This is a genomic window from Arthrobacter jinronghuae, from assembly GCF_025244825.1.
Lineage (GTDB): Bacteria > Actinomycetota > Actinomycetes > Actinomycetales > Micrococcaceae > Arthrobacter_B > Arthrobacter_B jinronghuae.
Genome location: NZ_CP104263.1, coordinates 3,042,641 through 3,066,005 on the forward strand (window position 1 = coordinate 3,042,641; position 23,365 = coordinate 3,066,005).

The 23,365-nt window shown below is 65.8% G+C and carries 22 protein-coding genes; 6 read left to right on the plus strand and 16 right to left on the minus strand.

Annotated elements, in window-relative coordinates:
- Positions 1-24 precede the first annotated feature (24 nt).
- Positions 25-687, minus strand: a complete 663-nt coding sequence (locus tag N2K98_RS14280) for a histidine phosphatase family protein (protein ID WP_255864917.1) — start codon at positions 685-687, stop codon at positions 25-27.
- 158 nt (positions 688-845) lie between these two features.
- On the opposite strand from N2K98_RS14280, the gene N2K98_RS14285 reads away from it, so the two are divergent.
- The 3 genes from N2K98_RS14285 to N2K98_RS14295 all read left to right on the plus strand — a co-directional run bounded on the left by N2K98_RS14285 (position 846) and on the right by N2K98_RS14295 (position 4,565).
- Positions 846-1,385, plus strand: a complete 540-nt coding sequence (locus tag N2K98_RS14285; RefSeq protein WP_255865019.1) for a YceI family protein — start codon at positions 846-848, stop codon at positions 1,383-1,385.
- A 226-nt stretch (positions 1,386-1,611) separates the two neighbouring features.
- Positions 1,612-2,343 carry a hypothetical protein gene (locus tag N2K98_RS14290; RefSeq protein ID WP_255796859.1) on the plus strand — a complete coding sequence of 244 codons (732 nt, stop codon included), beginning with the start codon at positions 1,612-1,614 and terminating at the stop codon, positions 2,341-2,343.
- Between the two features lie 974 nt (positions 2,344-3,317).
- Complete coding sequence (locus tag N2K98_RS14295) at positions 3,318-4,565, plus strand: hypothetical protein (RefSeq protein WP_255864915.1); 1,248 nt, start codon at positions 3,318-3,320, stop codon at positions 4,563-4,565.
- Here N2K98_RS14295 and N2K98_RS14300 read toward each other — a convergent pair.
- A complete protein-coding gene (locus N2K98_RS14300; protein WP_255864914.1) occupies positions 4,521-5,279 on the minus strand; it encodes a redox-sensing transcriptional repressor Rex in 759 nt (252 codons plus the stop codon). The two genes, N2K98_RS14295 and N2K98_RS14300, sit on opposite strands and share 45 nt — an antisense overlap.
- Positions 5,279-5,530: a glutaredoxin family protein gene (locus N2K98_RS14305; protein WP_255864913.1), complete on the minus strand. Its 252-nt coding sequence runs from the start codon at positions 5,528-5,530 to the stop codon at positions 5,279-5,281. The genes N2K98_RS14300 and N2K98_RS14305 overlap by 1 nt, the downstream gene beginning before the upstream one ends.
- Positions 5,531-5,596: 66 nt before the next feature.
- Between N2K98_RS14305 and N2K98_RS14310 the strand changes: the two genes are divergently transcribed.
- Complete coding sequence (locus tag N2K98_RS14310; RefSeq protein WP_255796855.1) at positions 5,597-6,409, plus strand: HAD family hydrolase; 813 nt, start codon at positions 5,597-5,599, stop codon at positions 6,407-6,409.
- 138 nt (positions 6,410-6,547) lie between these two features.
- Here the strand turns inward: N2K98_RS14310 and N2K98_RS14315 are convergent, their stop codons facing one another.
- From N2K98_RS14315 to N2K98_RS14345, 7 genes are all read right to left on the minus strand, one after another.
- Positions 6,548-6,646 (minus strand): 30S ribosomal protein bS22, encoded by a 99-nt coding sequence (locus tag N2K98_RS14315; RefSeq protein WP_003792170.1) that lies wholly within the window; start codon positions 6,644-6,646, stop codon positions 6,548-6,550.
- A gap of 206 nt (positions 6,647-6,852) precedes the next feature.
- Positions 6,853-7,065, minus strand: coding sequence for a helix-turn-helix domain-containing protein (locus tag N2K98_RS14320; protein ID WP_255796854.1), 213 nt, complete (start codon positions 7,063-7,065; stop codon positions 6,853-6,855).
- Between the two features lie 198 nt (positions 7,066-7,263).
- Entirely contained in the window at positions 7,264-8,604 is a 1,341-nt protein-coding gene (gene gdhA / locus N2K98_RS14325; protein WP_255796853.1) for an NADP-specific glutamate dehydrogenase, read from the minus strand.
- 103 nt (positions 8,605-8,707) lie between these two features.
- Entirely contained in the window at positions 8,708-9,187 is a 480-nt protein-coding gene (locus N2K98_RS14330) for an ArsR/SmtB family transcription factor (protein ID WP_255864912.1), read from the minus strand.
- A gap of 105 nt (positions 9,188-9,292) precedes the next feature.
- Positions 9,293-9,655 (minus strand): hypothetical protein, encoded by a 363-nt coding sequence (locus tag N2K98_RS14335; RefSeq protein WP_255864911.1) that lies wholly within the window; start codon positions 9,653-9,655, stop codon positions 9,293-9,295.
- Positions 9,652-10,026 carry a TetR/AcrR family transcriptional regulator gene (locus N2K98_RS14340; RefSeq protein ID WP_255864910.1) on the minus strand — a complete coding sequence of 125 codons (375 nt, stop codon included), beginning with the start codon at positions 10,024-10,026 and terminating at the stop codon, positions 9,652-9,654. Before N2K98_RS14340 ends, N2K98_RS14335 begins: the two co-directional genes overlap by 4 nt.
- Positions 10,027-10,110: 84 nt before the next feature.
- The gene (locus N2K98_RS14345; protein ID WP_255864909.1) at positions 10,111-11,319 is read right to left on the minus strand and encodes an acetoin utilization protein AcuC; all 1,209 of its coding nucleotides are present in this window, start codon (positions 11,317-11,319) and stop codon (positions 10,111-10,113) included.
- A 106-nt stretch (positions 11,320-11,425) separates the two neighbouring features.
- Here N2K98_RS14345 and N2K98_RS14350 point away from each other — a divergent pair, with 106 nt between their 5' ends.
- Positions 11,426-12,835, plus strand: coding sequence for a TrkH family potassium uptake protein (locus tag N2K98_RS14350; RefSeq protein ID WP_370646361.1), 1,410 nt, complete (start codon positions 11,426-11,428; stop codon positions 12,833-12,835).
- Between the two features lie 22 nt (positions 12,836-12,857).
- Positions 12,858-13,496 carry a potassium channel family protein gene (locus tag N2K98_RS14355; RefSeq protein ID WP_255797004.1) on the plus strand — a complete coding sequence of 213 codons (639 nt, stop codon included), beginning with the start codon at positions 12,858-12,860 and terminating at the stop codon, positions 13,494-13,496.
- Positions 13,497-14,117: 621 nt separating this feature from the next.
- On the opposite strand, the gene proC is transcribed toward N2K98_RS14355, so the two are convergent.
- The 6 genes from proC to N2K98_RS14385 form a co-directional block, all read right to left on the minus strand.
- Positions 14,118-14,963, minus strand: coding sequence for a pyrroline-5-carboxylate reductase (gene proC / locus N2K98_RS14360; protein ID WP_255864908.1), 846 nt, complete (start codon positions 14,961-14,963; stop codon positions 14,118-14,120).
- A 56-nt stretch (positions 14,964-15,019) separates the two neighbouring features.
- Positions 15,020-15,856 (minus strand): sugar phosphate isomerase/epimerase family protein, encoded by an 837-nt coding sequence (locus tag N2K98_RS14365; protein ID WP_255864907.1) that lies wholly within the window; start codon positions 15,854-15,856, stop codon positions 15,020-15,022.
- A gap of 1 nt (position 15,857) precedes the next feature.
- A complete protein-coding gene (locus tag N2K98_RS14370; RefSeq protein WP_255864906.1) occupies positions 15,858-16,880 on the minus strand; it encodes a Ppx/GppA phosphatase family protein in 1,023 nt (340 codons plus the stop codon).
- A gap of 25 nt (positions 16,881-16,905) precedes the next feature.
- On the minus strand, positions 16,906-19,641 hold the full coding sequence (topA, locus tag N2K98_RS14375) for a type I DNA topoisomerase (RefSeq protein ID WP_255864905.1): 2,736 nt from the start codon (positions 19,639-19,641) through the stop codon (positions 16,906-16,908).
- 168 nt (positions 19,642-19,809) lie between these two features.
- Positions 19,810-21,429 carry a DUF7059 domain-containing protein gene (locus tag N2K98_RS14380; RefSeq protein ID WP_255864904.1) on the minus strand — a complete coding sequence of 540 codons (1,620 nt, stop codon included), beginning with the start codon at positions 21,427-21,429 and terminating at the stop codon, positions 19,810-19,812.
- Between the two features lie 136 nt (positions 21,430-21,565).
- Positions 21,566-23,344, minus strand: a complete 1,779-nt coding sequence (locus N2K98_RS14385; protein ID WP_255864902.1) for an FAD-dependent oxidoreductase — start codon at positions 23,342-23,344, stop codon at positions 21,566-21,568.
- Positions 23,345-23,365: the final 21 nt, after the last annotated feature.

A 23,365-nucleotide genomic window follows, 5' to 3' on the forward strand; every position in this document is an offset into this window, starting at 1 on the left:
CTTCTACAACGCGTAGTAATTCTATTATGCTCCCGGAACATTTGCTGCACCGGGAAGGAGGTCCGCGCTGGGCTCGGCGTAGCGCACGCCGGTGAGTTCGGCGCCGTCGAACTCCAGGGTGGTAACGGAGGTCAGGGTGCACTCACGCTGGCGGGGATCGTGCCAGAGCTTCTTGCCCTCGGCTGCAAGCCGGGTGACCCAGATGGGCAGCTGATGGCTGACCAAAACCGCTTCGGCGTTGTCTCCGCCGAGTTCCACTGCACGCATCCGCGCGTCGTCGACGGCAGACATCACGCGGGCAACCTGCTTGGCATACGGCTCCCCCCAGGAGGGGCGCATGGGGTTGCGCAGGAGCGGCCAGTAGCGCGGATTGCGCAGTTGGCTCTTAATGCGGGACATGCCCTCAAAGCGGTTTTCCGCCTCAATGATCCGCTCATCCGTCGCGATCTCCAAGTCCAGCCCGGCTGCCAAAGGGGCGGCGGTCTCTTGGGCCCGGGTCAGCGGCGAAGCAACCAGGTAGACCAGGTTGGCACCCTTGCTCCGCTCTTCGATGAAGTGTTCCGCCACGCGGTCCGCCATCTGGCGCCCGAGGTCGGACAAATGGAACTCCGGGAGGCGTCCGTAGAGGACCTTGTCCGGATTGAAGACTTCACCGTGGCGTACGAGGTGTATGGATGAGCGGGACATGTGTCCCAGTTTCGCAGAGATGGAGCCGTCAGCTAAATCTCTGCAAATCGCCGAACCATTTCACTTGAACCTTTAACCAAGTCGTGCAACACTGTATGCAAATGCATGAAAGTGCCGTCGGGGCCTCCCGGCAGCACTGCTACCAGAAGGAGCTCTCCATGGTCCCCAGCGGCCTCACCACCGGAACTTGGAATTTCGACGCCTCGCACAGCGAAGTGGGCTTCACTGTCCGTCACGCCGGCATCAGCAAGGTCCGCGGCAACTTCGACAAGGTCGAAGCGACCCTCGTGGTCGGCGAGACCCTGAGTGAAACCGTGGTCACTGCGGTGATTGCCGCTGATTCCTTCAACTCCAACGACGCAAACCGTGATGCACACGTCAAGAGTGCGGATTTCTTCGACGTCGAGCAGTTCCCGGAGCTGACGTTCACGGCGACCGGAATTGAGAGCGCCGGCTCCACCTACAAGATCACAGGCGACCTGACGATCAAGGGCATCACCCACTCCGTCGCTATGGACACGGAGTTCAACGGTGTGGCCGTGGATCCCTTCGGCGCTACCCGCTCCGGCTTCTCCGCCAGCACGGTCATCAGCCGCAAGGATTTCGACCTGACCTGGAACGCGGCACTGGAAACCGGCGGCGTCCTGGTGGGCGACAAGGTCACCATCAACGTTGACGCAGCCTTCGTAGCAGCCTAGACCCCCCATTACCCCCCCACAGGGCGGCCCCGGACCTATTGGTCCGGGGCCGTTTTTTCTGGTGCTGTTTTTTCTGGGGCTGTTTTCCGGGACCATCTTTCCGGGACCCCTGACCGTCCCGGACCCTCCGCGATACGCTGGATGCTTGGCTGCGGGGGCGCCCCCGGCCAAGCCGATGGCACCTTCGTCCAGCCGCTTCGAGATACCAACCAGCAAGCAGGCGGACATGACTACACCAGAGAACACTCCCGAGCCGGGCCGCGAGCCCAACCACCCGACCAATCCTGACGGTCCAAACAGCCCCGCGGGTGCAGACGGCCCTGCGAATCCCGGTGGATTTGCCAGTCCCGGATCCGGTCCCGGGACCGGTCCCGGATCCCGTCCGGAGCCGCAGTACGGCCAGTACGCTCCCAGCGGACCCTACGACCAGTCCGGCCCCTCCGGCTACACACAGCCCTCGGGCTACACCCAGCCCTACACCTATGCACCGCCGGTAAAGCCGCCGAAGGGCCCTGCCCCGCGCGAGGTCATCATCGGATCGTGGCTGATCATTGCTGCAGGCGTGCTGAGTCTCATCAACAACGTCATCACCTCGTTCAGCCTGCCGTCGATCATGACCCCCCAGGAGGAGCAGGCGTTCGCTGAAACAGGCCTGGACGGAGACAGCGTGAACTCCTTCCTCGTTTCCTTTGGCATCGTTGTGGCCCTGATCGGTTTTGCAATCTACCTGCTGATCGCGCTCTTTGTGCGGCGGGGAAAGAACTGGGCCCGCATTCTAGGCACGGTGTTTGCCGCCTTCTCCTTGATCGGCATCTTCACCATGCTGGGCGCTTACTTCACCTCCCCACTGAGCCTGATTTCGCTGGTGTCCAGCCTGCTGGGAATTGCCGGAATCGTGATGCTGTATCTGCGGCCGTCCACCCCGTACTTCCGCAAGGCTCCGCTGTACCCCTACTGAGCTGCGCACCATCCCGTCTCAGCGTCCCCGGGCATCCACGCAGAGTCCCGTCGGTTTCGGCGGGACTTTTCCCTTGCCGGATCGGGTTTCGCGGCGGAGGGGTCACATGCCGGTCGAGCCCGCGTAGCGTTGTGTTCTCTTCCGGCGGCGAGTTGCTACGCAAGGTGCCCCGGAGGTGCCGTTCCGCCGTGAAGGGGAGGACCATGGCAGCTCTGCTTCCTAACCCGCAGCAACAAAAAACACGCATTCCCCTGCGCCTTCCGCACCGGGCAGTCGACTCTCCGGAGCGTGAAGGGACGAACATCTTCATCCCGGAAGTACCGCTCTATCCCCCGACGGTCTCCGGAGGCGCCGTAACCGGTTCAAACCACGGTCATGGCTCCCCGAAATGGGAAGGAGATACCTCTCCTGGACCCGGCCCGTCCGCCGAGACCGGGGAGGATGGCAGCGGCCATGCCCTCTACCTCTGGCTCCGGGCAGGGTTTCAGGGCATGTTCGCCTGGATTGGCAGCGGCCTGCATGGCACCTTTGCGTGGTTGGGTTCAGGACTCCGGGGTATATCGGCTTGGCTCCGCGTCGGAGCGGGAGGAACCTATGTCTGGCTCCGCACCGGAGTGCAGGGAAGCTACACGTGGCTCCGCAGCTTGGTACGCGCCACGTCCACTCGTGTCCAGGCCGCGGCGCACGCTACCTCGAATCGAGCCCGGGCCGGAGCGCAGGCAACCTCCGCCGGGGTCCGTGCAGGAGTGGTCCGGGTCCACAGCGGGGCACACGCCGTTTCATTGCGGGTCCAAACGGGGGCCCGCGCAACTTCCGCCGGAGTCCAGGCCGGGGCGCATGCAACATCGAAACAGGTCCAAGCAGGTGCCCATGCCACCAGCGCTGCGGTCCAGACCGGGGCCAACCGGGTCGGCGCCGGAGCCCGTGCCGCCTCGGCCTGGGTCCAAAACGTGGCCCATACCTTCTGGAATTGGATGGTGTCCGCTGCACACGCCGCATCAGCGGCGGTCCAATCCGCCGCGCACACGACTGCTGCCGGGGCGCGCACAGTCGCCCACGCGGTATCGGTAGCGGCTCACGCCGTCGCCCACGCGGTATCGGTAGCGGCCCGTACCGTCGCCCACACGGTATCGGTAGCGGCTCACGCCGCCGCCCACGCGGTATCGGTAGCGGCGCGTGCCGTCGCCCACGCGACTGTCGTCGCAGCCAGAACCACAGCGCACGCCACAGCGGTAGGAGCCCGCGCCTTCGCCCGCTCCGTTACGACGGCAGCCAGAACCACAGCGCACGTCACGGCCATAGGCGCCCGCACCACCGCACACGCCACCTCGGTAGCCGCCCGAACCACCGCACACGCCACCTCGGTAGCCGCCCGCACTACGGCGCACGCCACCTCGGTAGCCGCCCGAACCACAGCGCACGCCACGGCAGTGGGAGCCCGTACCACCGCACACGCCACAGCAGTAGGCGCCCGAACCACCGCACACGCCACGGCAGTAGGCGCCCGAACCACAGCCCATGTCACAGCGGTCGGAGCCCGCGCCGTCGCACACACCGTCTCAGTGGTAACCCGCACCGTTGCCCATGCAACTGCCGTGGCAGCCCGCACCACAGCGCACGCGATAGCCGTGGTGGTGCGGGCAGTGCAACGTCGTCTGCCGGCCAATACCGGCAACCCGGTTCCTGCCATTGCAGCTGCATTCGTCCTGATTTCGGGAGCCGGCCTGCTCAATCTGTGGGGCACCGTTTCAACCATTTCCCGGACGCCCGTACCGGATTCGCTGCCGCCGGTCCTGTCCCTCCTCGAACGGTACGGAGTGACCGCCACCCACTATGCCAGGACGCTCGCGGCGGTAGAGCTCGCCTACGCCCTGGTGATCCTGGGAACCGCACTCCTGCTCGCGGTTGCCGTTCGGGAAAAGCGCCGCTGGGCGCGGATAGTCTCCGCGGTCCTTGCGGGCACGGCGCTGTTCTATGCGCTGAACGCAGGTACCGGGACCCAGTCACTTGCAGCAGCACTGGGTGTCGCAGGCGCCGCGATCACCTTCACCAAGGGAGCAGCTCCGTGGTTCCGACGGCGGGTCCTGTCGGTGCAGCCGTTCCCGCCGCTAAGGCACCAAACAAAGCCCCAGCACCAAGTAGAAGCCCAAGCGGAACCCCTGCAGGCGGATCCGGTCCTAGCGCGCCAGGCGGGCGCGGGCGGCGATCTGCGAAACCTGTGAACGCTGTGCGTGGTAGGCAAGGATCTGCAGTTCGGTCGCCATGTCCACTTTGCGGATCTGGACATGTTCGGGCGCCTGGAGCACTACTGGAGCAAAGCTGAGAATGCTGGTAATGCCGGACTCCACGAGGCGGTCGCATAGATCCTGGGCAACCTCGGCGGGCACCGAGAGCACCGCCATGTTTGCCCCGGTCTTCGCGAGCACTGCTTCAAGCGAGTCCACCGGGCTGATCCTCAGCCAGCCCACCTCCTGGCCGATTACCATCGGGTCGGCGTCGAACAGTGCCACAACCTCGAAGCCCCTGGAGCCGAACCCTGGATAGCCTGCCAAGGCACGGCCGAGGTTGCCGGCGCCTACTATGGCTACACGCCAGTTCAATGTCAGGCCAAGCGCGGCGGAAATCTGCCCGCTGAGATACGGGACGTCATATCCAACGCCCCGGGTCCCATAGGACCCCAGGTAGGACAGGTCCTTGCGCAGCTTGGGCGAATTCACACCGGCGGCTTCGGCCAGCTCTTCGGAGGACACACGTTCTATCCCGTCGGCGAGCATGGCGGACAGCGCCCTCAGGTAGATGGTCAACCGCGCCAGCGACGCCGGCGGTATGTGTCGTCCTGCTCCCGCGCCGGCCGGCGTCGTGGGGGCCGGTTGGTCGCTGTTGGCCGTCTCGCGCTCCAGAGCCGCTCGGTCAGACCGGACTTCCTCGGGTGCCATCACGCCCCCAGCAGACGCCGCAGCCGCGCTTCGTCGATTTTCCAGAAGTCCCGCTGAACGCCGTCGATGAACAACACCGGAATCTCCTCACCGAAGCGGGCGGCGAGTTCGGGGTCCTCCTCCGCGCTGCGTTCCTGCCAGGACATGCCTAGGTCCTCGCCCACGCGCCGGAGCACCAGACGGGCGTCTTCGCACAAATGGCAGCCCGGCCGGGTAAGGAGGACGACTTCCGGTCCGACGGATTCACTCATATGTCCAAAATAGCCCCAATACGTCGGATTTCCGCGCTCAGGCCGGGTTTTGCGTAGACTCGGACCATGCCCCGAGCCACTGTAGTCCGAGCCACCGGAACCACGGACGCGGCGGGCAAACCTGGCGAAGCGGCCTTTTTCGACGTCGACAATACACTCATGCGCGGTGCCAGCCTGTTCCACGTGGGCCGGAAAATGTACCAGCGGAAAGTCTTCACGATCCGTGAAGCAGCCGGGTTCGCGAGCAAACAGTTGAGGTTCATGCTGCAGGGTGAAAACCTCAAGGACGTCCACTCGGTCCGCGATGCAGCCTTGGCCTTCGCTGTTGGCCTCTCTTCGGAGGATGTACGCACTCTGGGCGAAGAAGTCTACGACGAGATGATTGTCTCCAAGATCTGGCCCGGCACCCGGGCGCTGACCCAGCAGCATATGAAGTCCGGGCGGCCGGTTTGGCTGGTCACCGGAACGCCCATCGAAGTTGCTTCGGTCATCGCCAGCCGGCTCGATCTCACCGGCGCCCTCGGAACGGTCAGCGAGGTCGCCGACGGCATGTACACCGGACGCCTGGTGGGTGAGTTCCTGCATGGGCCGGCCAAGGCTGCCGGCGTCCGGGCACTGGCTGAGAAAGAAGGCCTGGACCTGCAAAGCTGCTGGGCGTACAGCGATTCCTACAACGACGTTCCGCTGCTGAGCCTGGTGGGGCATCCGGTGGCAATCAATCCGGACGCACGCCTGCGCCGTCATGCCCGTGAGCGCAACTGGCCCGTGTACGACTTCCGTTCAGGCCGCAGGGCAGCAACACTGGGCCTGAAGTCCGCGACCGTTGCCGGGGCGACCTACGGCCTGTGGCGGGGATTCTCCTGGGTGCGGGCCCGTTAACCGCCCGGCCCAGCTCACCACCCAAAGCCCCTTAAAAACCGGAGCCCGCCTATCCCTGAGGACTGGCGGGCTCTGCCTTAGCGGACCCGGCACTGAACGTGCAGCGGGGGCCAGCTGACAACTGTCGCTAAGAAGGATCTACTTCTTATTGCGACGCTGGTGGCGGGTCTTGCGAAGCAGCTTGCGGTGCTTCTTCTTGGCCATACGCTTGCGGCGCTTCTTGATTACTGAACCCACAGAGTCCTCACAAACTTATTAGGAGTCACCGGTTCCCCTCCCCTGCTGCCGTGGGCAGAGGGGCTGGTTGCCGGTAGTTACTGGCGACAATTAAAACGTTCCTTAACAGGGTACAGCTTCAAGGCTGTGGAATTTGCCAGCGCATACCAGCAACGAACAACGGCCCGTTCCGGCGCTGTTCACCGACGCGGTACCCGGTGCAGGGCTCAGGCGGTGTCTGTACGCCGGTCGATGACGGCGTCGCGGAGTACCTTCTGAACGGCCGATTCCGGCACACGGTAGGACCGGCCGAAACGGACGGCCGGCAGATCGCCGGAATGGACCAGCCGGTACACGGTCATCTTGGAGACCCGCATGACGTCGGCAACTTCCGATACCGTCAGAAACCGCACATCCGAGAAGTTTCCCTCGTCTGCCATTTAGTCCCGTTCCTTTGCTCATTGCCGCCGTTTCCCACAGCAAGCCATGTGGGAGCACCTGCGGCTGAAGGACATCGCGTCACCGGCCTGTTGCGACGTGCGTCACTGATGGCCCCGTACGGTCCCTACTGTAGTGGCAGGAGTAACCATAGTGGAAGTTCTTTCCGCAGCCGCGGGCACGGCCGGTGCAAGCCGGTCCTAGATCACGCCCTGGGCCAGCATTGCATCGGCTACCTTCACGAAGCCGCTGATGTTGGCGCCCACCACGTAGTCGCCGGGCGAGCCGTATTCCTCGGCCGTCCGGGCGCACCGTTCATGGATGTTGACCATAATTTCGCTGAGCCGGCGTTCCGTATGCTCGAAGGACCAGGAATCCCGGCTGGCGTTCTGCTGCATCTCCAGCGCGGAGGTGGCGACACCGCCCGCGTTGGCAGCCTTACCCGGGCCGAAGAGCACCCCGGCGGCCTGGAAGGCGGAGATGGCCGCCGGAGTGCACGGCATGTTCGCACCCTCGGCCACGGCCCGGATCCCGGACTTGATCAGTGCCAGCGCGTCTGCTTCATCCAGTTCGTTCTGGGTGGCGCAGGGCAGGGCGACGCCGGCTCCCGCGTTCCAGATGGAACCCTCCGTCACGTAGTTCACGGAGTGTCCGCGGCGCTCGGCATATTCCGAGATCCGGCCCCGCTCCACCTCCTTGATCTGCCGAAGCAACGGAACGTCAATGCCCTTTTCATCAACTATGTAGCCCGAGGAATCAGAGCAGGCCACCACTGTAGCGCCGAGCATCTGGGCCTTATCTATGGCGTTGATGGCCACATTGCCGGACCCGGAGACAATCACCCGCTGCCCGTCCAGGCTCATGCCCTTGGTCTTGAGCATCTCCTCGACAAACATCACCGCGCCGTAGCCGGTGGCTTCGGGACGGACCAGGGATCCACCCCAGCTCACGCCCTTCCCGGTCAGGACACCCGATTCATAGCGGTTCGTGATGCGTTTGTACTGCCCGAAGAGGTAACCGATCTCGCGTCCGCCCACGCCGATGTCACCGGCCGGAACGTCAGTGTACTCGCCGATGTGCCGGTACAGCTCGGTCATGAAGGACTGGCAGAAACGCATCACTTCAGCGTCTGACTTTCCCCGCGGGTCAAAGTCCGAGCCGCCCTTGCCGCCGCCGATCGGCATGCCGGTGAGCGCGTTCTTGAAGATCTGTTCGAAACCGAGGAATTTGATAATGCCCAGGTACACCGAGGGGTGGAACCGGAGCCCGCCCTTGTACGGGCCGAGGGCGGAGTTGAATTCCACCCGGAAGCCCCGGTTGATCTGCACCTGGCCCTTGTCGTCTACCCAGGGCACCCGGAAGATGATCTGCCGTTCGGGTTCGCAGATCCGCTGCAGGATCGCGGCCTCGGCAAATTCGGGATGCTTGCGCAGCACGGGGGCGAGGGAGTCGAAGACTTCCACGACGGCCTGGTGAAATTCAGTCTCACCGGGATTGCGGCGGAAGACGTCGTCGCGTACGCGTGTCAGTACACGTTCCATGTGCTGCTCCTTAGAGGTTGGATTCCCCCGGTTAGGACTACGCTAGCCCCGCGGACGCCGGGGATGCGATGGAGGCGGACCAAAGTGCCTGCGTGCCGCGTCCCTAGGGCCGGCGGCGGCGGAATTTAGGGAACTGGCCGAAGAGGTCGGCGGCCCGCTCGGCGGCCCGTCCCACGGTGCGGCCGAGGTTCTGCACGCCCGCGTCCACCGGTAGCGGGCGGGCCTCTGCGGCGCCGGGCACCAGCGCGCCTGCCGCCGCGGCGGCCGCGGTGGCGGGCTGCGGGCTTGCAGCAACGGACGCCAGGCGGGATTCCGTGAGTGACGGAAGGTCAAAGGCCCGCAGCCACAGGACCAGCTCCTCCAGAGGGGCAGTCTCCAGCGAGTAGTACCGGCGCTGGCCTTCGGCCCGCATGGAGACGAGTCCGGCTTCGCGGAGCACTTTGAGGTGTTTGGAAACCGTGGGCTGGCTGACCTCAAGTTCTTCCACCAGTGCCCCTACGGACTTGTCGCCGGTACGCAGGGCGCCCAGGATTTCTCGCCGCGTACCTTCCGCGATTACTGCAAACACATCGTCAAAGACCATGGCATTTACCCTAGCGGATATGGAACCGGGAGCATCCCGAAGGAACGTAAGGCCAGCTGCACGAGGCAAGGACGTTGTTTGATGTTTTTGCGCGGTTCTGCTGCTCTAGCGTGCGCCCGCTGCGTTGTTGATCATGTCCACTAGCTGGTGCGGGTCCTCGACCGTGATCACAAGACGGTCAAATTGCTCCGCGGGATCGAGCGTGATGACGACGGCGCGGTCATATCCGGAAATATTCCAGAACTGCTTTTTCCCACCGGAATGGAAGGTGCCGGACAGCTTCCCCGGTAGTCCCAGGCCGGGACCGCGCCAGCCCTTCGGTTCGTCTCGTATACCTGGATCGAAGGTCGCTCCCCGGACGTGCTCGAGTGGAAACCGCAGGCGGCGCTTGAACGACCACATCTTGTTCAGCCCGACCGGTTCGACCACGAGGTTCGCTGGGGTGACCGTGACTTTATTGCTGCTCATGCCGAATCCTTCTCCTTGCGCAGCCCTGCGCGGGTCAGCAGGCGCCTGCCTAGTTGCTCTTCGGTGATGTTGTTCGCTTCGAGAAGACCCGTGATCCGCTCGCGGACACGCTGGTCGGTAGGGGCGAGTTCGAGCAATCCGACCAGGATCACGTCGAGGCTTTCATCCGAGCCGCTTGCCGCGTCGACCGCATCGAGAACCCGCAGAAACAGCCCATGCTTGCTCCCGAAGACCCCGTACAGGCTGCCCCGATGCACACCCGTCGCTTCGACAAGGTGGTCTACCGAGGTCGACGCATACCCTCGCTGCCGGAACACCGCCGCGGCGGCTTCCACTGCACCCGTTTCCTCAAACTTACGTGGACGACCCATGGTTTGAGAATAGTCATTCAAGAACAATCAGTCAAGAAAAGGTTTTTACCGTTTCCCCGCCAACAGCCTCGGGCCGGCACCCGGCTAGTCGAACCACGGATCCAGTCCGTGCAGCGGGAACAGTTCCTTGCGCGTGGCCATCACGGTCCGGTCAATCTCGTCATTCGGGTCGTAGCCCACTTCCCAGGACCGCCACCAGATATCCGCCCCGTCCCCCAGCGTCTCGCCGGACTTCACTCCGTGCTTCTCCAGCACATAGTCGCGCCAGGCCGGGGGCAGCGGGGTGGCGGGACGCACCCGCCCGTTGGCAGCCACTGACATGAGCAGCGCCCAGGACCGCGGCACCACGGAGGCGACGTTGTAGCCGCCTCCGCCGGTGGCGATCCAACGGCCTTCGCACAGCCGGCCGGCCAGATCGCTGATGGTCAGGGCGGCCTGCCGCTGCGCCTCCACGCTGATCCGGAGGCTGGTCATGGGATCATCCGTGTGGCTGTCGCAGCCGTGCTGGCTGACAATCACTTCCGGAGCGAAGGCCTCCGTCAGCTGCGGAACCACTGCATGGAACGCCCGCAGCCAGCCGGCGTCGGAGGTGCGCGCCGGGACGGCGATGTTGACCGCGGTTCCTTCGGCTGCCTTGCCGCCGGTTTCATTGGCGAATCCCGTCCCCGGGAACAGGGTCAGACCGCTTTCATGCAGCGAAATGGTCATCACGCGCGGATCGTCCCAGAAGATGTTCTGCGTCCCGTCGCCGTGGTGGGCGTCGACGTCGATGTACACCACCCGCTGCACACCGTTGGCGAGGAGCCGCGCGACGGCGGCCGCGGCGTCGTTGTACACGCAGAAGCCGGACGCCTTTTCATAGCCGGCATGGTGCATCCCGCCGGCAAAGTTGACCGCATGCGTAGCTTCGCCGGACAGGATGGCGTCCGCAGCGGCCAGGGAACCGCCGACCAGCCGGGCACTGGCCTCGTGCATGCCGGCGAAGGCGGGGGTGTCCTCGGTACCCAGCCCCAGCAGCGTATTGCAGTTCGCCGGATCGGCTCCGGCGGCCTGCACGGCACTGATGTAGTCGAAGCCGTGGACGGTCAGCAGGTCGGCTGCCGAGGCGACATACGGCTCGGCCAAGGAGACCCCTTGGAGGTCGAAAAGTCCCAGTTCACGGGCCAGCCGGGCGGTAAGGTCCAGGCGCGCCGGGCTCATGGGATGGCCTGCACCGAAGTCGTAAGCCAGCATGGATTCATCCCAGACAATGCACGTCGGCATAATGGGAAGGCTTAGCCCGGAACTGATCATGCAGACAGGCTACGTGATGCGGGCGCTACTCTGATATTGGTGTCCGCGCCCATCTGACGGATAAGTGCTACTACTTGCGGAAACCCGCGGAAAAGATCTGACCACCATGGCAATCCCACGGCAATCACTGCTGGAGAAAGATCAGCGCAGCGGTGCCGCCATTGTTGCCGGGGTCCGCGGGTTCGTGGGCGGAATGGTCACCGGCCGGCCGGCCCGGCTGGCGCTGATCGTCTTCAGCCTGGTCATCCTGCTGTTCACCGCCCTGCTGAGCCTGCCTGCCGCTTCCAGCAGCGGCGAATCCGCACCGCTGCACGATGCTTTCTTTACCGCTGTCTCGGCGGTCTGCGTCACCGGCCTGACCGTGGTCTCCACCGCCACCTACTGGTCCACCTTCGGGCAGGTGCTGATCCTGATCGCGATCCAGGTGGGTGGCCTGGGCATCCTGACCCTGGCCTCGCTGCTGGCCCTGGCCGTGAACAAGCGGCTCGGCGTCCGCGGCAAGCTCATGGCGCAGGAAGGCATGAACACGGGCCGGCTCGGCGAAGTGGGCCATCTGCTGCGCATTGTCTTCAGCACCGCCGTCGTAATTGAGCTGGCCCTCGCCCTGATCATGGCACCGCGCTTCATGATCCTGGGCGAGTCCCCCGGCCAGGCCATCTGGCATGCGGTCTTCTATTCCATCTCCGCGTTCAACAACGCCGGGTTCACGCCGCACTCCGACGGCCTGGTGCCGTATGAAGAGGACCTGTGGATCCTCATTCCGCTGATGCTCGGTGTGTTTATCGGCTCGCTCGGCTTTCCCGTCATCATGGTCCTGCTGCAGACCCGGGCCCGGGTCAGCAAATGGAACCTGCACACCAAGCTGACAATACTGGTGTCCTCCATCCTGCTGGTGGCCGGTGCCGTGATCTGGGGTGCGTTCGAGTGGTTCAACTCCCGCACCATCGGGGACCTGTCCCTGGGCGACAAGATTATCCACTCGATCTTCGCCTCGGTGATGACCCGCTCCGGCGGCTTCAATCTGGTCTCCATGACGGATCTGGACTCCAGCACCCTGCTCGTCACCGACATGCTGATGTTCGCGGGCGGCGGTTCCGCCTCCACGGCCGGCGGCATCAAGGTCACCACCATCGCCGTCCTGTTCCTGGCCGTGGTGGCCGAGGCCCGCGGCGACACCGATGTCCGCGCCTTCGGCCGCACCATCCCCCAGGGCGCCATGCGGGTGGCCATCTCGGTGACCATCCTGGGCGCCACACTGGTGGCGGTGGCCACGTCCGCGCTCCTGGTCATTACGGATGAGTCCCTGGAGCCGGTCGTGTTCGAGGTGATTTCCGCCTTCGCCACAGTGGGGCTGAGCACCGGACTCAGCGAGGCCCTGCCACCCTCGGGCAAGTACGTCCTGTCGATGCTGATGTTCGCCGGACGCGTCGGCACCATCACCCTTGCCGCGGCCCTCGCCGTGCGCCACCGCAACACCCTTTACCACTACCCCGAAGAAAGGCCGATCATTGGCTGACAGACCTCCCCACAATGCCCCGGTGCTGGTCATCGGACTTGGCCGCTTCGGTGCAGCCACCGCCGAGCAGCTGGTCCGGCAGGGCCGCGAAGTCCTGGCCGTGGAACGCGATCCGGCGCTGGTGCAGAAGGCCTCGGGCCTGCTGACGCACGTGGTCCAGGCCGACGCGACGAACATCGAGGCACTCAAGCAGCTGGGCGCCGAGGACTTCTCGGCCGCCGTCGTGGGCGTGGGAACCTCGATCGAGTCCAGCGTGCTCATCACCGTGAACCTGGTGGACCTGGGCATCGAGCACCTGTGGGTCAAGGCCATCACGCCTGCCCACGGCAAGATCCTCACGCGCATCGGCGCGAACCACGTGATCTATCCGGAGGCCGACGCCGGCCGGCGGGCCGCGCACCTGGTGGGCGGCCGGATGCTGGACTTCATCGAGTTCGACGACGGTTTCGCGATCGTGAAGATGTACCCGCCGAAGGAGACGCAGGGCTTCACCCTGGGCGAGTCCAATGTGCGGGCCAAGTACGGCGTCACTGTCGTCGGCGTGAAGTCCCCGGGCGAGGACTTCACCTACGCGCAACCGAACACCAAGGTCTCCAGCCGTGACACCCTGATCGTGTCCGGCCACGTGGATCTGCTGGAACGCTTCGCGGCGCGGCCGTAGGTTTTCGGCCTTCCGGGTCGCCTTCAGGCGTGGCTCCGGCGGCAACGAAATTCCTCGCTCGCAGAGCTCGCTTGGAATATTAAAGCCGCCTCCGCCACGCCTTACGGCGGCGGCACGGCGCCTTCCCACACCCTACGGCGGCGACACGCCACCTCTCAGCGGCAGGCGCAGGTCCTGCACAGGGGCCAGACGGTGAGCTGCTTCGTGGTTTCCCGGGTGCGGACGGACGAATGCCTCGCGGGGATGTGCCTCGCGGGGCCAGAGTCGGTAATGCTCCCTGCGGTTTGTGCAAGTCCCTGCAGTTTGTGCACTTTCCTGCACGGCGCAGTGCAGGGATTGTCACAAACCGAAGGGATCCCGACAAACCGGAGGGATTCTGGCGCAGTGCTTGCCTCGCAGGGCACGGACCGGCCGCAGGGCCTGGCGGAGGCGGCTCAACCGACCGGCCGCAGGGCCTGGCGGAGGGCGGCAGCGGTACCGTCCGGCCGCAGGGCCTGGCGGAGGCGGCTTTAATATTCCGCGCGAGCTCTGCGAGCGTAGGAATTTCGTTGCCGCCGGAGCCAGACCCGGAGGCCGGCGCAGCCGGCCCAGCCAGCCGGCGAGCCAACGAACCGGGCAGGACTAAGAAGTCAGCTGCTTCGTGATCTCGTCGGCCCGAGCCGCTGCCGCACGGGCACCGGCCTCGATCACGCCGGGCAGGTTCAGCTCGTCGAAGGTGCGGATGGCCGCTTCCGTGGTGCCGTTGGGGCTGGTGACGGCTCGGCGCAGGGACGGGGCATCGGCGTCGGGCTCGGCCAGCATGTACCCGGCACCGGCCACCGTTTCGCGGGCCAGCAGGGCCGAGAGGTCCGGGTCCAGGCCGAGTTCGACGCCGGCCCGGGCCATGGCCTCGGCAAGGTAGAACGCATAGGCGGGGCCGGAACCGCTGACAGCGGAAACGGCGTCGACTTGTTCTTCGGGCACCTCCACCACGGTGCCGGTGGAGGACAGCACCCGGCGGGCCAGGTCCATCGCCTCCGGGCCGGCGGAACTGCCGGCGGAAATGGACGTAACGCCGCGGCCGAGGCGGGACGGGGTGTTGGGCATCGCACGGATGACGGACTGGCCGTCCGGCAGCAGCGACTCCATCAGGTGCAGCGGCACGGCGGCAGCCACGCTGAGGACCACGGCGCCGCGGGGCAGGTCCGCGGCGATTTCCCGCAGCAGATCAGCCACACCCACGGGTTTGACGCCGACGATGACCAGGTCAGCACCGGCGACGGCTTTCCGGTTCGCGTCCGGATCCTCGCTGCCCGCAAGGACAGTGACGCCGTGCGCCGTGCGAAGCTCTTCAGCCCGCTCGATCCGCCGGACGGTGGCGGTAACCTGCTCGGCGGCAAGGCCTCCGGCGAGGATTCCGCCGAGGATGGCTTCGTTCATCGAGCCGCAGCCAAGGAATGTCAGTCGGGGATTCTGTGCGCTTTCCATGACTTCGATTCTGTCATGCCGCTCTAAGGGGTTTGCGGACCGGCAAAGGCGGCCGGTCAGCTGGCGCTGTGCCCGGCCAGGACGGCTTTGGGCCGGAGGTGCTCCCGTGCGAATTCCAGGGTCTGCTTCAACTGTTCCTCGCGCTCCCCCGCGCCACGGGCCTTTCGGGTGCTGACTTCCACGGCCACCACGCCGTCGAACCCGGCGTCGGCCAGGTAGGACAGCGCCTCCGCACACCGCTGCGTGCCGTCGCCGGGCAGCAGATGCTCATCCTTGCCGTTGGGAGTTCCATCCGTCAGGTGGACGTGCCGGAGCCGGTCCCCGAGCTTCCGGATCTGCTCAAAGGAGTCCATGCCGGCGATGGCAGCATGGGAAAAGTCCCAGGTGACGTTTTCATACGGCTCAGGAATCGGGTTCCAATGCGGCAGGTAGGCTTTTGCCTCACGCCCCCGCACCCGCCACGGATACATGTTCTCCACGGCGATGGTGACGCCGTATTGCTCGGCGATATCCTTCACGCCTTCGGCGAAGTTCTCCGCATAACCCGTCTGCCACCTAAACGGTGGGTGCGCCACCACGGTGGAAGCACCTACTTCCGCGGCCATCGCCGCAGACAGCTCGATCTTGGTCCAGGCCGCACCCCAGACCTGCTGCGTCAGGAGCAGGGTGGGGGCGTGGATGGCCAGGATCGGCTGCCGGTACTGCTCGCTCAGCTCCCTGAGGGACTCCGGGTCCTGGCTGACCTGGCTGTTGGTGACCATGATTTCCACACCGTCATAGCCCAGGTCATGAGCCACCGCGAAGGTGTCATGCACGGACAGCGGGTATACGGAAGCGCTGGACAACGCCACCGGAATGGCGGCGCGTCCGGGCTGCGGCAGGGGCGTCGGCATGTCAGGTTGGCTTTCCGTTGGAGGAAGGACCCGCCCCGGCAGCCACGAGGAATTCCTCTCCTTCGGCGGGGCCGCGGGGCAGGTCACCGGTTGTTTCGAAGCGCAGGGTGTCGAACCGGCGCAGGATCAAGCCCTCGCGCAGCGCCCACGGACAGATCTTCAGGGACTGCACGTCGAAGGCTTCCATGGCGGCCTGCGCCACCAGAGCTCCGGCCAGCATCTGCGGGGCGCGCAGCGCGGACACACCGTCCAGACCGGCACGGTCCCGGGCACTCAGGGCGCCCAGCCGTTTGGTCCAGAGGGACAGGTCCTCCAGCGTGAGCACACGGGGCACAAACGGTCCGGCGGCCGACGGCGCGGCGCCGGCAATGCGCGCCAGTGACCGGAAGGTCTTGGACGTTCCGGCAACGAGGTCCGGACGGCCGAAGGCGCTGAACTCCTCAGCCGCTTCCCCGACCATCCCGCGGATGTACTTGCGCAGCTTCTTGATGCTCTTGGGTGAAGGCGGATCCTCGGGAAGCCAGTCCCGGGTCAGCCGCCCGGCGCCGAGCGGCAGGGACCGGGCGATTTCCGGAAGTTCGTCCTGGCCCAGTGCCATTTCGAAGGAACCCCCGCCGATGTCCAGGTCCAGGATGGAACCGGCGCCCCAGCCGTACCAGCGGCGGACGGCGAGGAACGTCATCGCCGCTTCGTCTCCGCCGGAGAGTTCCTCCAGCCGCACCGGGGTCTCCCGCTGCACCCGGGCCAGGACCTCGGCACCGTTGGCCGATTCCCGGATGGCCGAGGTGGAGAAGGCCAGCAGGTCCTGCGCGCCGTGCCGGCGGGCGAAGTTCCAGGCCTCGTTGACGAACCCGATGAGTTCTTCCTGCCCGGCCTCGCTTATCGCGCCGTCGGCGTCCAGGTAGGACACCAGTTGCAGCGGACGCTTGTGCGAGGCGAAGGAGACTGGACGGGCACCGGGATGGGCGTCCACCAGCAGGAGGTGGACGGTATTGGACCCGATGTCGAGAACGCCTAGGCGCATGATTCCATTATGGCTCTACCGGTCCCTACTTCTTCGCTGTAGCTTTCCGCGGAGCCGCACGCTTCTTCACGGGCTTCTTCGCCGGGCCCTTCTCGCGCTTCTCCGCCAGCAGTTCAATGGCCTGCTCGCGGGTCAGCTCTTCGATGGCCGTGGAGCGGGGCACCGTGATGTTGGTGATGCCGTCCGTGATGTACGGCCCGAAGCGGCCGTCCTTGACCACAATCGGCTTTTCCGACACGGGATCAGCACCGAATTCTGCCAGCGGTGCCGCAGCCTGCCGGCCGCCGCGCTGCTTGGGCTGGGAATAAATCTCCAGCGCCTGCTCAAGCGTGATCGTGAAGATTTCCTCTTCGGAGCCGATCGAGCGCGAATCCGTGCCCTTCTTCAGGTACGGACCGAACCGGCCGTTCTGCACCGTGATCTCGTTGCCTTCGGCGTCTGTGCCCAGGACACGCGGCAGCTTCATCAGCTTCAGCGCCTCGTCCAAGGTCACCGTTTCCACGCTCATGGATTTGAAGAGCGAGCCGGTGCGCGGCTTGACCTTCACCGGCTTCTTCGGAGGCTTGGGTTTGCCGTTCTTGTAGTACTCCACCGGCTGGTTGGCCAGGTCCTCTTCGGTGGGTTCCGGGATCAGCTCGATCACGTACGGACCGTAGCGGCCGTTGCGGGCCACGATGGTCCGGCCCGTCTCCGGATCGGTGCCCAGCACGCGTTCTTCGGGAGCGGCGGTCTCCATCAGTTCCACGGCCTTTTCGGCGGTGAGTTCGTCAGGGGCCAGGTCCTCGGGAACGTTTGCCCGCTCGGGCTCGGTCCCTTCGGGGGCGTCTGCGGGCAGCGGACGCTCCAGGTAGGGGCCGAACTTGCCCACGCGCAGCACAATGCCGTCGGCAATCTCGATCGAGTTGATCGCCTTGGCGTCAATTTCGCCAAGGTCGTTCACGATGGTGTGCAGGCCGGTTTCCACACGGTCGCCGTAGTAGAACTGGTTCAGCCACTCCACGCGGCCGGCCTCGCCGCGGGAAATGCGGTCCAGGTCTTCTTCGAGTTCGGCGGTGAAGTCGTAATCCACGTAGTCCGTGAAGTGTTCCTCCAGCAGGCGGACCACGGAGAACGCGATCCAGCTCGGCACGAGTGCCTGGCCGCGGCTGGTGACATAGCCGCGGTCCATGATCGTGGAGATGGTGGCGGCGTACGTGGAGGGGCGGCCGATGCCGAGTTCTTCGAGCATCTTCACCAGCGACGCTTCAGTGAACCGCGGCGGCGGGGAGGTCTCATGTCCGCCGGCAGCGATGTCCGCAGCAGTCAAGGTGTCCTGGGCCTTCAGCACCGGCAGGCGGGCGCCTTCGGTGCCCTCGGCCTCGTCGTCCTCGCGGGCGGCGTCGCGGCCCTCTTCATAGGCAGCCATGAAGCCGCGGAAGGTGATGACCGTGCCGGAAGCCGAAAACTCGGCGTCGCGCCCGTCAGCGGACACCGCACCGAGGCGCACGGAAGCGGTGGAACCCTTGGCGTCGGCCATCTGGGAGGCGACGGTTCGCTTCCAGATCAGCTCGTAGAGCCGGAACTCGTCGCCGCGCAGCGAGGAGGCCACCTGTGCGGGGGTGCGGAAGGAGTCACCGGCGGGGCGGATGGCCTCGTGTGCTTCCTGCGCGTTCTTGGACTTGCCCTTGTAGACGCGCCGGGCTTCGGGCACGTACTCGGGGCCGTAAAGCTCCGAGGCCTGGCGGCGGGCGGCGTTGATGGCCTGGTCCGACAGCGCCGGGGAGTCCGTACGCATATAGGTGATGTAACCGTTTTCGTACAGCCGCTGGGCCACCTGCATCGTCACCCGCGAGGAGAAGCGCAGCTTGCGGCCGGCTTCCTGCTGCAGGGTGGAGGTGGTGAACGGCGCGGCCGGACGGCGGGTGTACGGCTTGGTATCCACCGAACGGACGGTGAATGCCGCCGATTCCAGGCCGGCGGCAAGCGAGACGGCAGCTGCTTCGTCCAGGTGCACGGCGGTCTTGGACTTCAGCTCACCGCGGTCGGTGAAATCCTTGCCGGTGGCGACGCGGGCGCCGTCGACGGAGACCAGGCGGGCCTTGAATTTCTCGGCGGCTTCCGTGGCGAAGGTTCCCACCAGGTCCCAGTACGACGCCGCGCGGAACGCCATGCGCTCCCGCTCGCGTTCGACCACGAGCCGGGTGGCGACGGACTGCACACGTCCGGCGGACAAGCCGCGGGCGACCTTGCGCCAGAGCACAGGGGAAATCTCGTAGCCGTAGAGCCGGTCAAGGATGCGGCGGGTTTCCTGGGCGTCCACCATGGCGACGTCGACGTCGCGCATCTCCAGCAGGGCACGCTGGATGGCTTCGCGGGTGATTTCCGGGAAGGTCAGCCGGTGAACGGGGACCTTGGGCTTGAGCACCTGCAGCAGGTGCCAGGCAATGGCTTCGCCTTCACGGTCACCGTCAGTTGCGAGGTAGAGCTCGTCGGCGTCCTTCAACGCGGCCTTGAGCTCGGCCACCTTCTTCTTCTTGTCCGCAGACACCACGTAATACGGCTCGAAGTCATTGTCGAGGTCCACGGCAAACTTGCCGACGCCCGTCTTCTTCAGGTCCGCGGGCAGGTCGGAGGGCTGCGGAAGATCGCGGATATGACCCATCGACGCCGTCACCTCGAAGCCTTCGCCGAGGTACCCGGCGATGGTCTTGCCCTTGGCCGGAGACTCGACAATTACAAGCTTCTTCTTGCCGGTCTTCTTGTCCGTTGCCTTAACTGGCACTGTTCTCCTACGTAACGGGGTGGTTCAAATAAGTTTTGGGGCGCTTTGTTCCGGCGCTTTGGTGCATCGGCAGTCCGGTACATCCACAGACAGTATGCGCGATGCCCCAGCACTAGGGTAACCGGAAAGCACCGCAGGCACTGACCCGCACCGGGACAGGCGCGGGACCTACCAGCGGTCCGGAACGAGGAACCCGTCCAAGACCAGATTACGCACTTCCGCGATCAGGTTTTCGCCAAACTCCGGTTCAGGGCGATCCAGCAGGGCGGCCAGGGCTGAGACTATCTGTCCCACGGAGAGCTCGCCGTCACAGGCGGAAACGAACCCGGTGAGCTCCGTGCTCATGAGGTTGGTCCGCCGCAGTCCGGCGCCCTGACGGAGCAGAATCACACCCGGATGCTCGGCGCCGGGGCGCTGGTGGCGCTCCTCAGTAACGTCTTCGGCGACCAGAAGGTGAACGTTCTCCAGCTTGGTGCGGCTGGTGACCCAGTCGAACCGGCGTACGGCGGCATCGAGGTGCGGACCCACGGGCTGTTCAATGGGGTGGGTGATTTCCTCGAACCTGCGCAGCGGCTCGGCGCCGGGCTTCCGCCGTCGGCGCAGCCAAAGTGAGCCGAACCCCACAGTTCCAACATTCCGGGAAGCGAAGTCCTCCAGGTAACCGGCGTACGCCGCAGTGTATTCCTCGCGTTCGCGGCCCTGCGCGGCGTCGCGGAGCCACATTTCGGCGTACTCCGTCGGGGTCAGTGTTTCGCGCTGGATGACCCAGGCGTCCGTCCCCTCCGGAAGCCATTCCTCGAGCCTGGCGGACCATTCCTCGTCCCGGCCGGCCGGGATCTCCCAGTTCCCCAGCATCTGGGCGGTGCCGCCGGGACGCAGGACCTCCTCGAGGCCGGCCACCAGGGCAGCGACGATGCCGTCACCGGCCAGGCCGCCGTCGCGGTAGGTGTACCTTTCATCGTTGTCGCCGCCGGTGCGCGGAGTGATGACGAACGGCGGGTTGGAGACCACCAGATCGAACTTTTCGCCGGCCACCGGCTCCAGCAGGCTGCCCAGCCGGAGGGTGAACCGCTCCTCGGGCTGGTCCGGATCGATGTCCAGCTGGGGGGCGTTGAGCATCAGGTTGAACCGGGTGAAGCCGAGGGCACGCTCGGAAACGTCGGTCGCCGTCACATGGTCCGCGTGCCGGAGCAGATGGAAGGTCTGGATCCCGCATCCGGTGCCCAGGTCCAAGGCGCGTCCCACAGGCGTGCGTACGGTGAGCTGGGCCAGGCTCAGGGAAGCCTGTCCGATGCCGAGGACGTGGTCGCGTCGCAGCACGCCGGGACGCTGGTGGCTGCCCAGGTCGCTGGCCACCCAGAGATCACCGTCCGGATTGCCGGCGGAACCGGTGCCGCCGTCATCGGTGCCGTAGGGGCGCAGGTCCACTGCTGCACGGAAGGTGCCGAAGATGCGTCCGCGTTCAATGAGCCCGAGTTCCAGGAGGCCTTCGGTGCCGGTGCGCGGCAGCGCGCTGTCCAGTGCGGCCCGCTCAGCCGTTTCCCCCAAAAGCCAAAGCTGGATGGGAACCGCCACCCGACGGGGATCTGAGGCTTCCGCTTCCGCACGGCAGGCCAGCAGGGCGGGAACCAGCTGGTCCCGCTGCAGGGCCGCCGATGCTTCCTCGCCAAGGAACCCGGCCACACCGTTTACGGTGTAGCCGGCTTCCTCCAGATCGGCGGCGAGCGCCTTGAGAAGCCAGGTGTCACGGCTGCGGGGTGCGGAAGGAACGGAAGAGAAATCAATCACATCCCCAGTCTAGGGCCGCGCTATCTGCGGTCCGTGCAAACGACGGACGGGCACCTCCAACAAGTCGAGGAAGTACCCGTCCGCTCTGCCCGGACGTTCGGTCACTGCCCGGAACGCCTTGCTGCCGGTGAGCCCGCTAACCGACCGTCCCCTGCACCGGAACGTCCGCTGCCGGTGCGGATGCCGGTGCGGGTGCCGGTGCGGCCGCCTCCACCGGGCTGACAACCGAGGGAGCGTGGGCAGCCGCGTGCCGGGCAGCGCGGTAACCGAAGACTACGGCCGGTGCGATGGTTGCCCCGGCCCCCGGATAGGTCCGGCCCATGACGGAGGCGGTGGTGTTTCCAGCGGCATACAGTCCGGGAATGACGCTGCCGTCCTCGCGGAGCACGCGCGCATCGGTGTCCGTCACCAGACCGCCCTTGGTGCCCAGGTCCCCGGGGTACAGGCGCACGGCGGAAAACGGTCCCTTCTCCAGCGGCCCCAGGTTCGGGTTCGGCTTCACCCGCGGATCGCTGTAGTAGTTGTCATAGACGGTGTCGCCGCGATGGAAATCTTCGTCGATGCCGGTCTGCGCGAAGCCGTTGAACCGTTCCACCGTGGCCTGCAGCGCCGCCGGCGGCACACCCATCTTCTCCGCCAGCCCCGCAACCGTGTCGTCCCGAAGCAGCAGCCCCTGCCGCGTCCAGTCCTTGCGCCCGATCAGCAGGGCGTTGAACAGGTAGCGGCGGGCGTGCCGGGCCTCGAACACCAGCCAGGCGGGGTCCCCCGGTACTTTCCTGTTGTTCTCGAGCATGTGGTGGCCGAAATCCACATAGGATTCGGACTCGTTCAGGAACCGTTTGCCCGCCGCGTCCACCACCAGGGAAAACGGCATGGACCGCTCCGCAAGCGTGAACGTCACCTTCCCCTTGGGTCCAACGGCGGTCGGTCCCCACCAGGCATCGTCCATGAGGGCCAGCGCACCGCCCCGAGCGGCCACAATGTCGATGGCCTGGCCCAGGTCGCCTTCCGGGGCCGAGGAGTACTCCTTCTCCAGGCCCTGGTACTTTTCCCGCCACTCGGCGTTCCGTGCAAAGCCGCCGGCGCCCAGAACCACGCCGTGCCTTGCCCGAATCCGGACGTCCCGTCCCTGCCGGCGGACGACGGCGCCCAGCACCGCGCCGTCGTCGTCCTGGATCAGGTCCGTCAGCGGCGCCGAGAGCCAGACCGGCGTCTGCTGGTTACGCACGATGTACATGAGCGAGGAGGACAGGGCTCCACCCAGACCGTACAGCCGCTTGCCCCGGACCAGCCCGCCGAGGGTGCGGAAAACGAAGCGGGCGCCGCGGATGAACCCGCTCGGCGTGGACCATGCCCGGGAGAGCTCCCAGACGTCGTCGGTGGCCAGGGGCGCGGGAATGCCCGACGCCGCGGCGCGCGAGTGCTTGAACCAGGGGCCGAGCAGTTTCGTGTCGAACGGCTTCACCTCAAGGGAGCGGCCGACCATTCCGCCGGGCCGGTCCGGGTAGTAGTCCGGGTAGTCCTTGGAACGCATCCACTGGACCCCGAGACCGCCCAGGAACGTCACGACTTCCGGCACCGAGCGCAGGAACGCGAGCTTGCGTTCGCGCGAGGAGGCGGGCCCGACGTCGGCAATCACCTCTTCCATATAGGTGAGGGCGTTTTGCTGGCTGTCCTGCACCCCTGCCGCTTTCATCAGGGGGTTGTTGGGCATCCAGAGACCGCCGCCGGAAATGGAGGTGGTGCCGCCCCAGAGTTTGGTGCTCTCCACGACCAGGACGTCCAGTCCCTCATCCGCTGCAGTGATGGCCGCCGTCAGCGCGGCCGCACCCGATCCCACCACAAGGACGTCGACTATCCGGTCCCATTCGTTCGTCTTCTTTGCGGCGTCCGCCGCCGTGCCAACCGTTTCCATGCTCCCCCGCCTTTGGGCTGC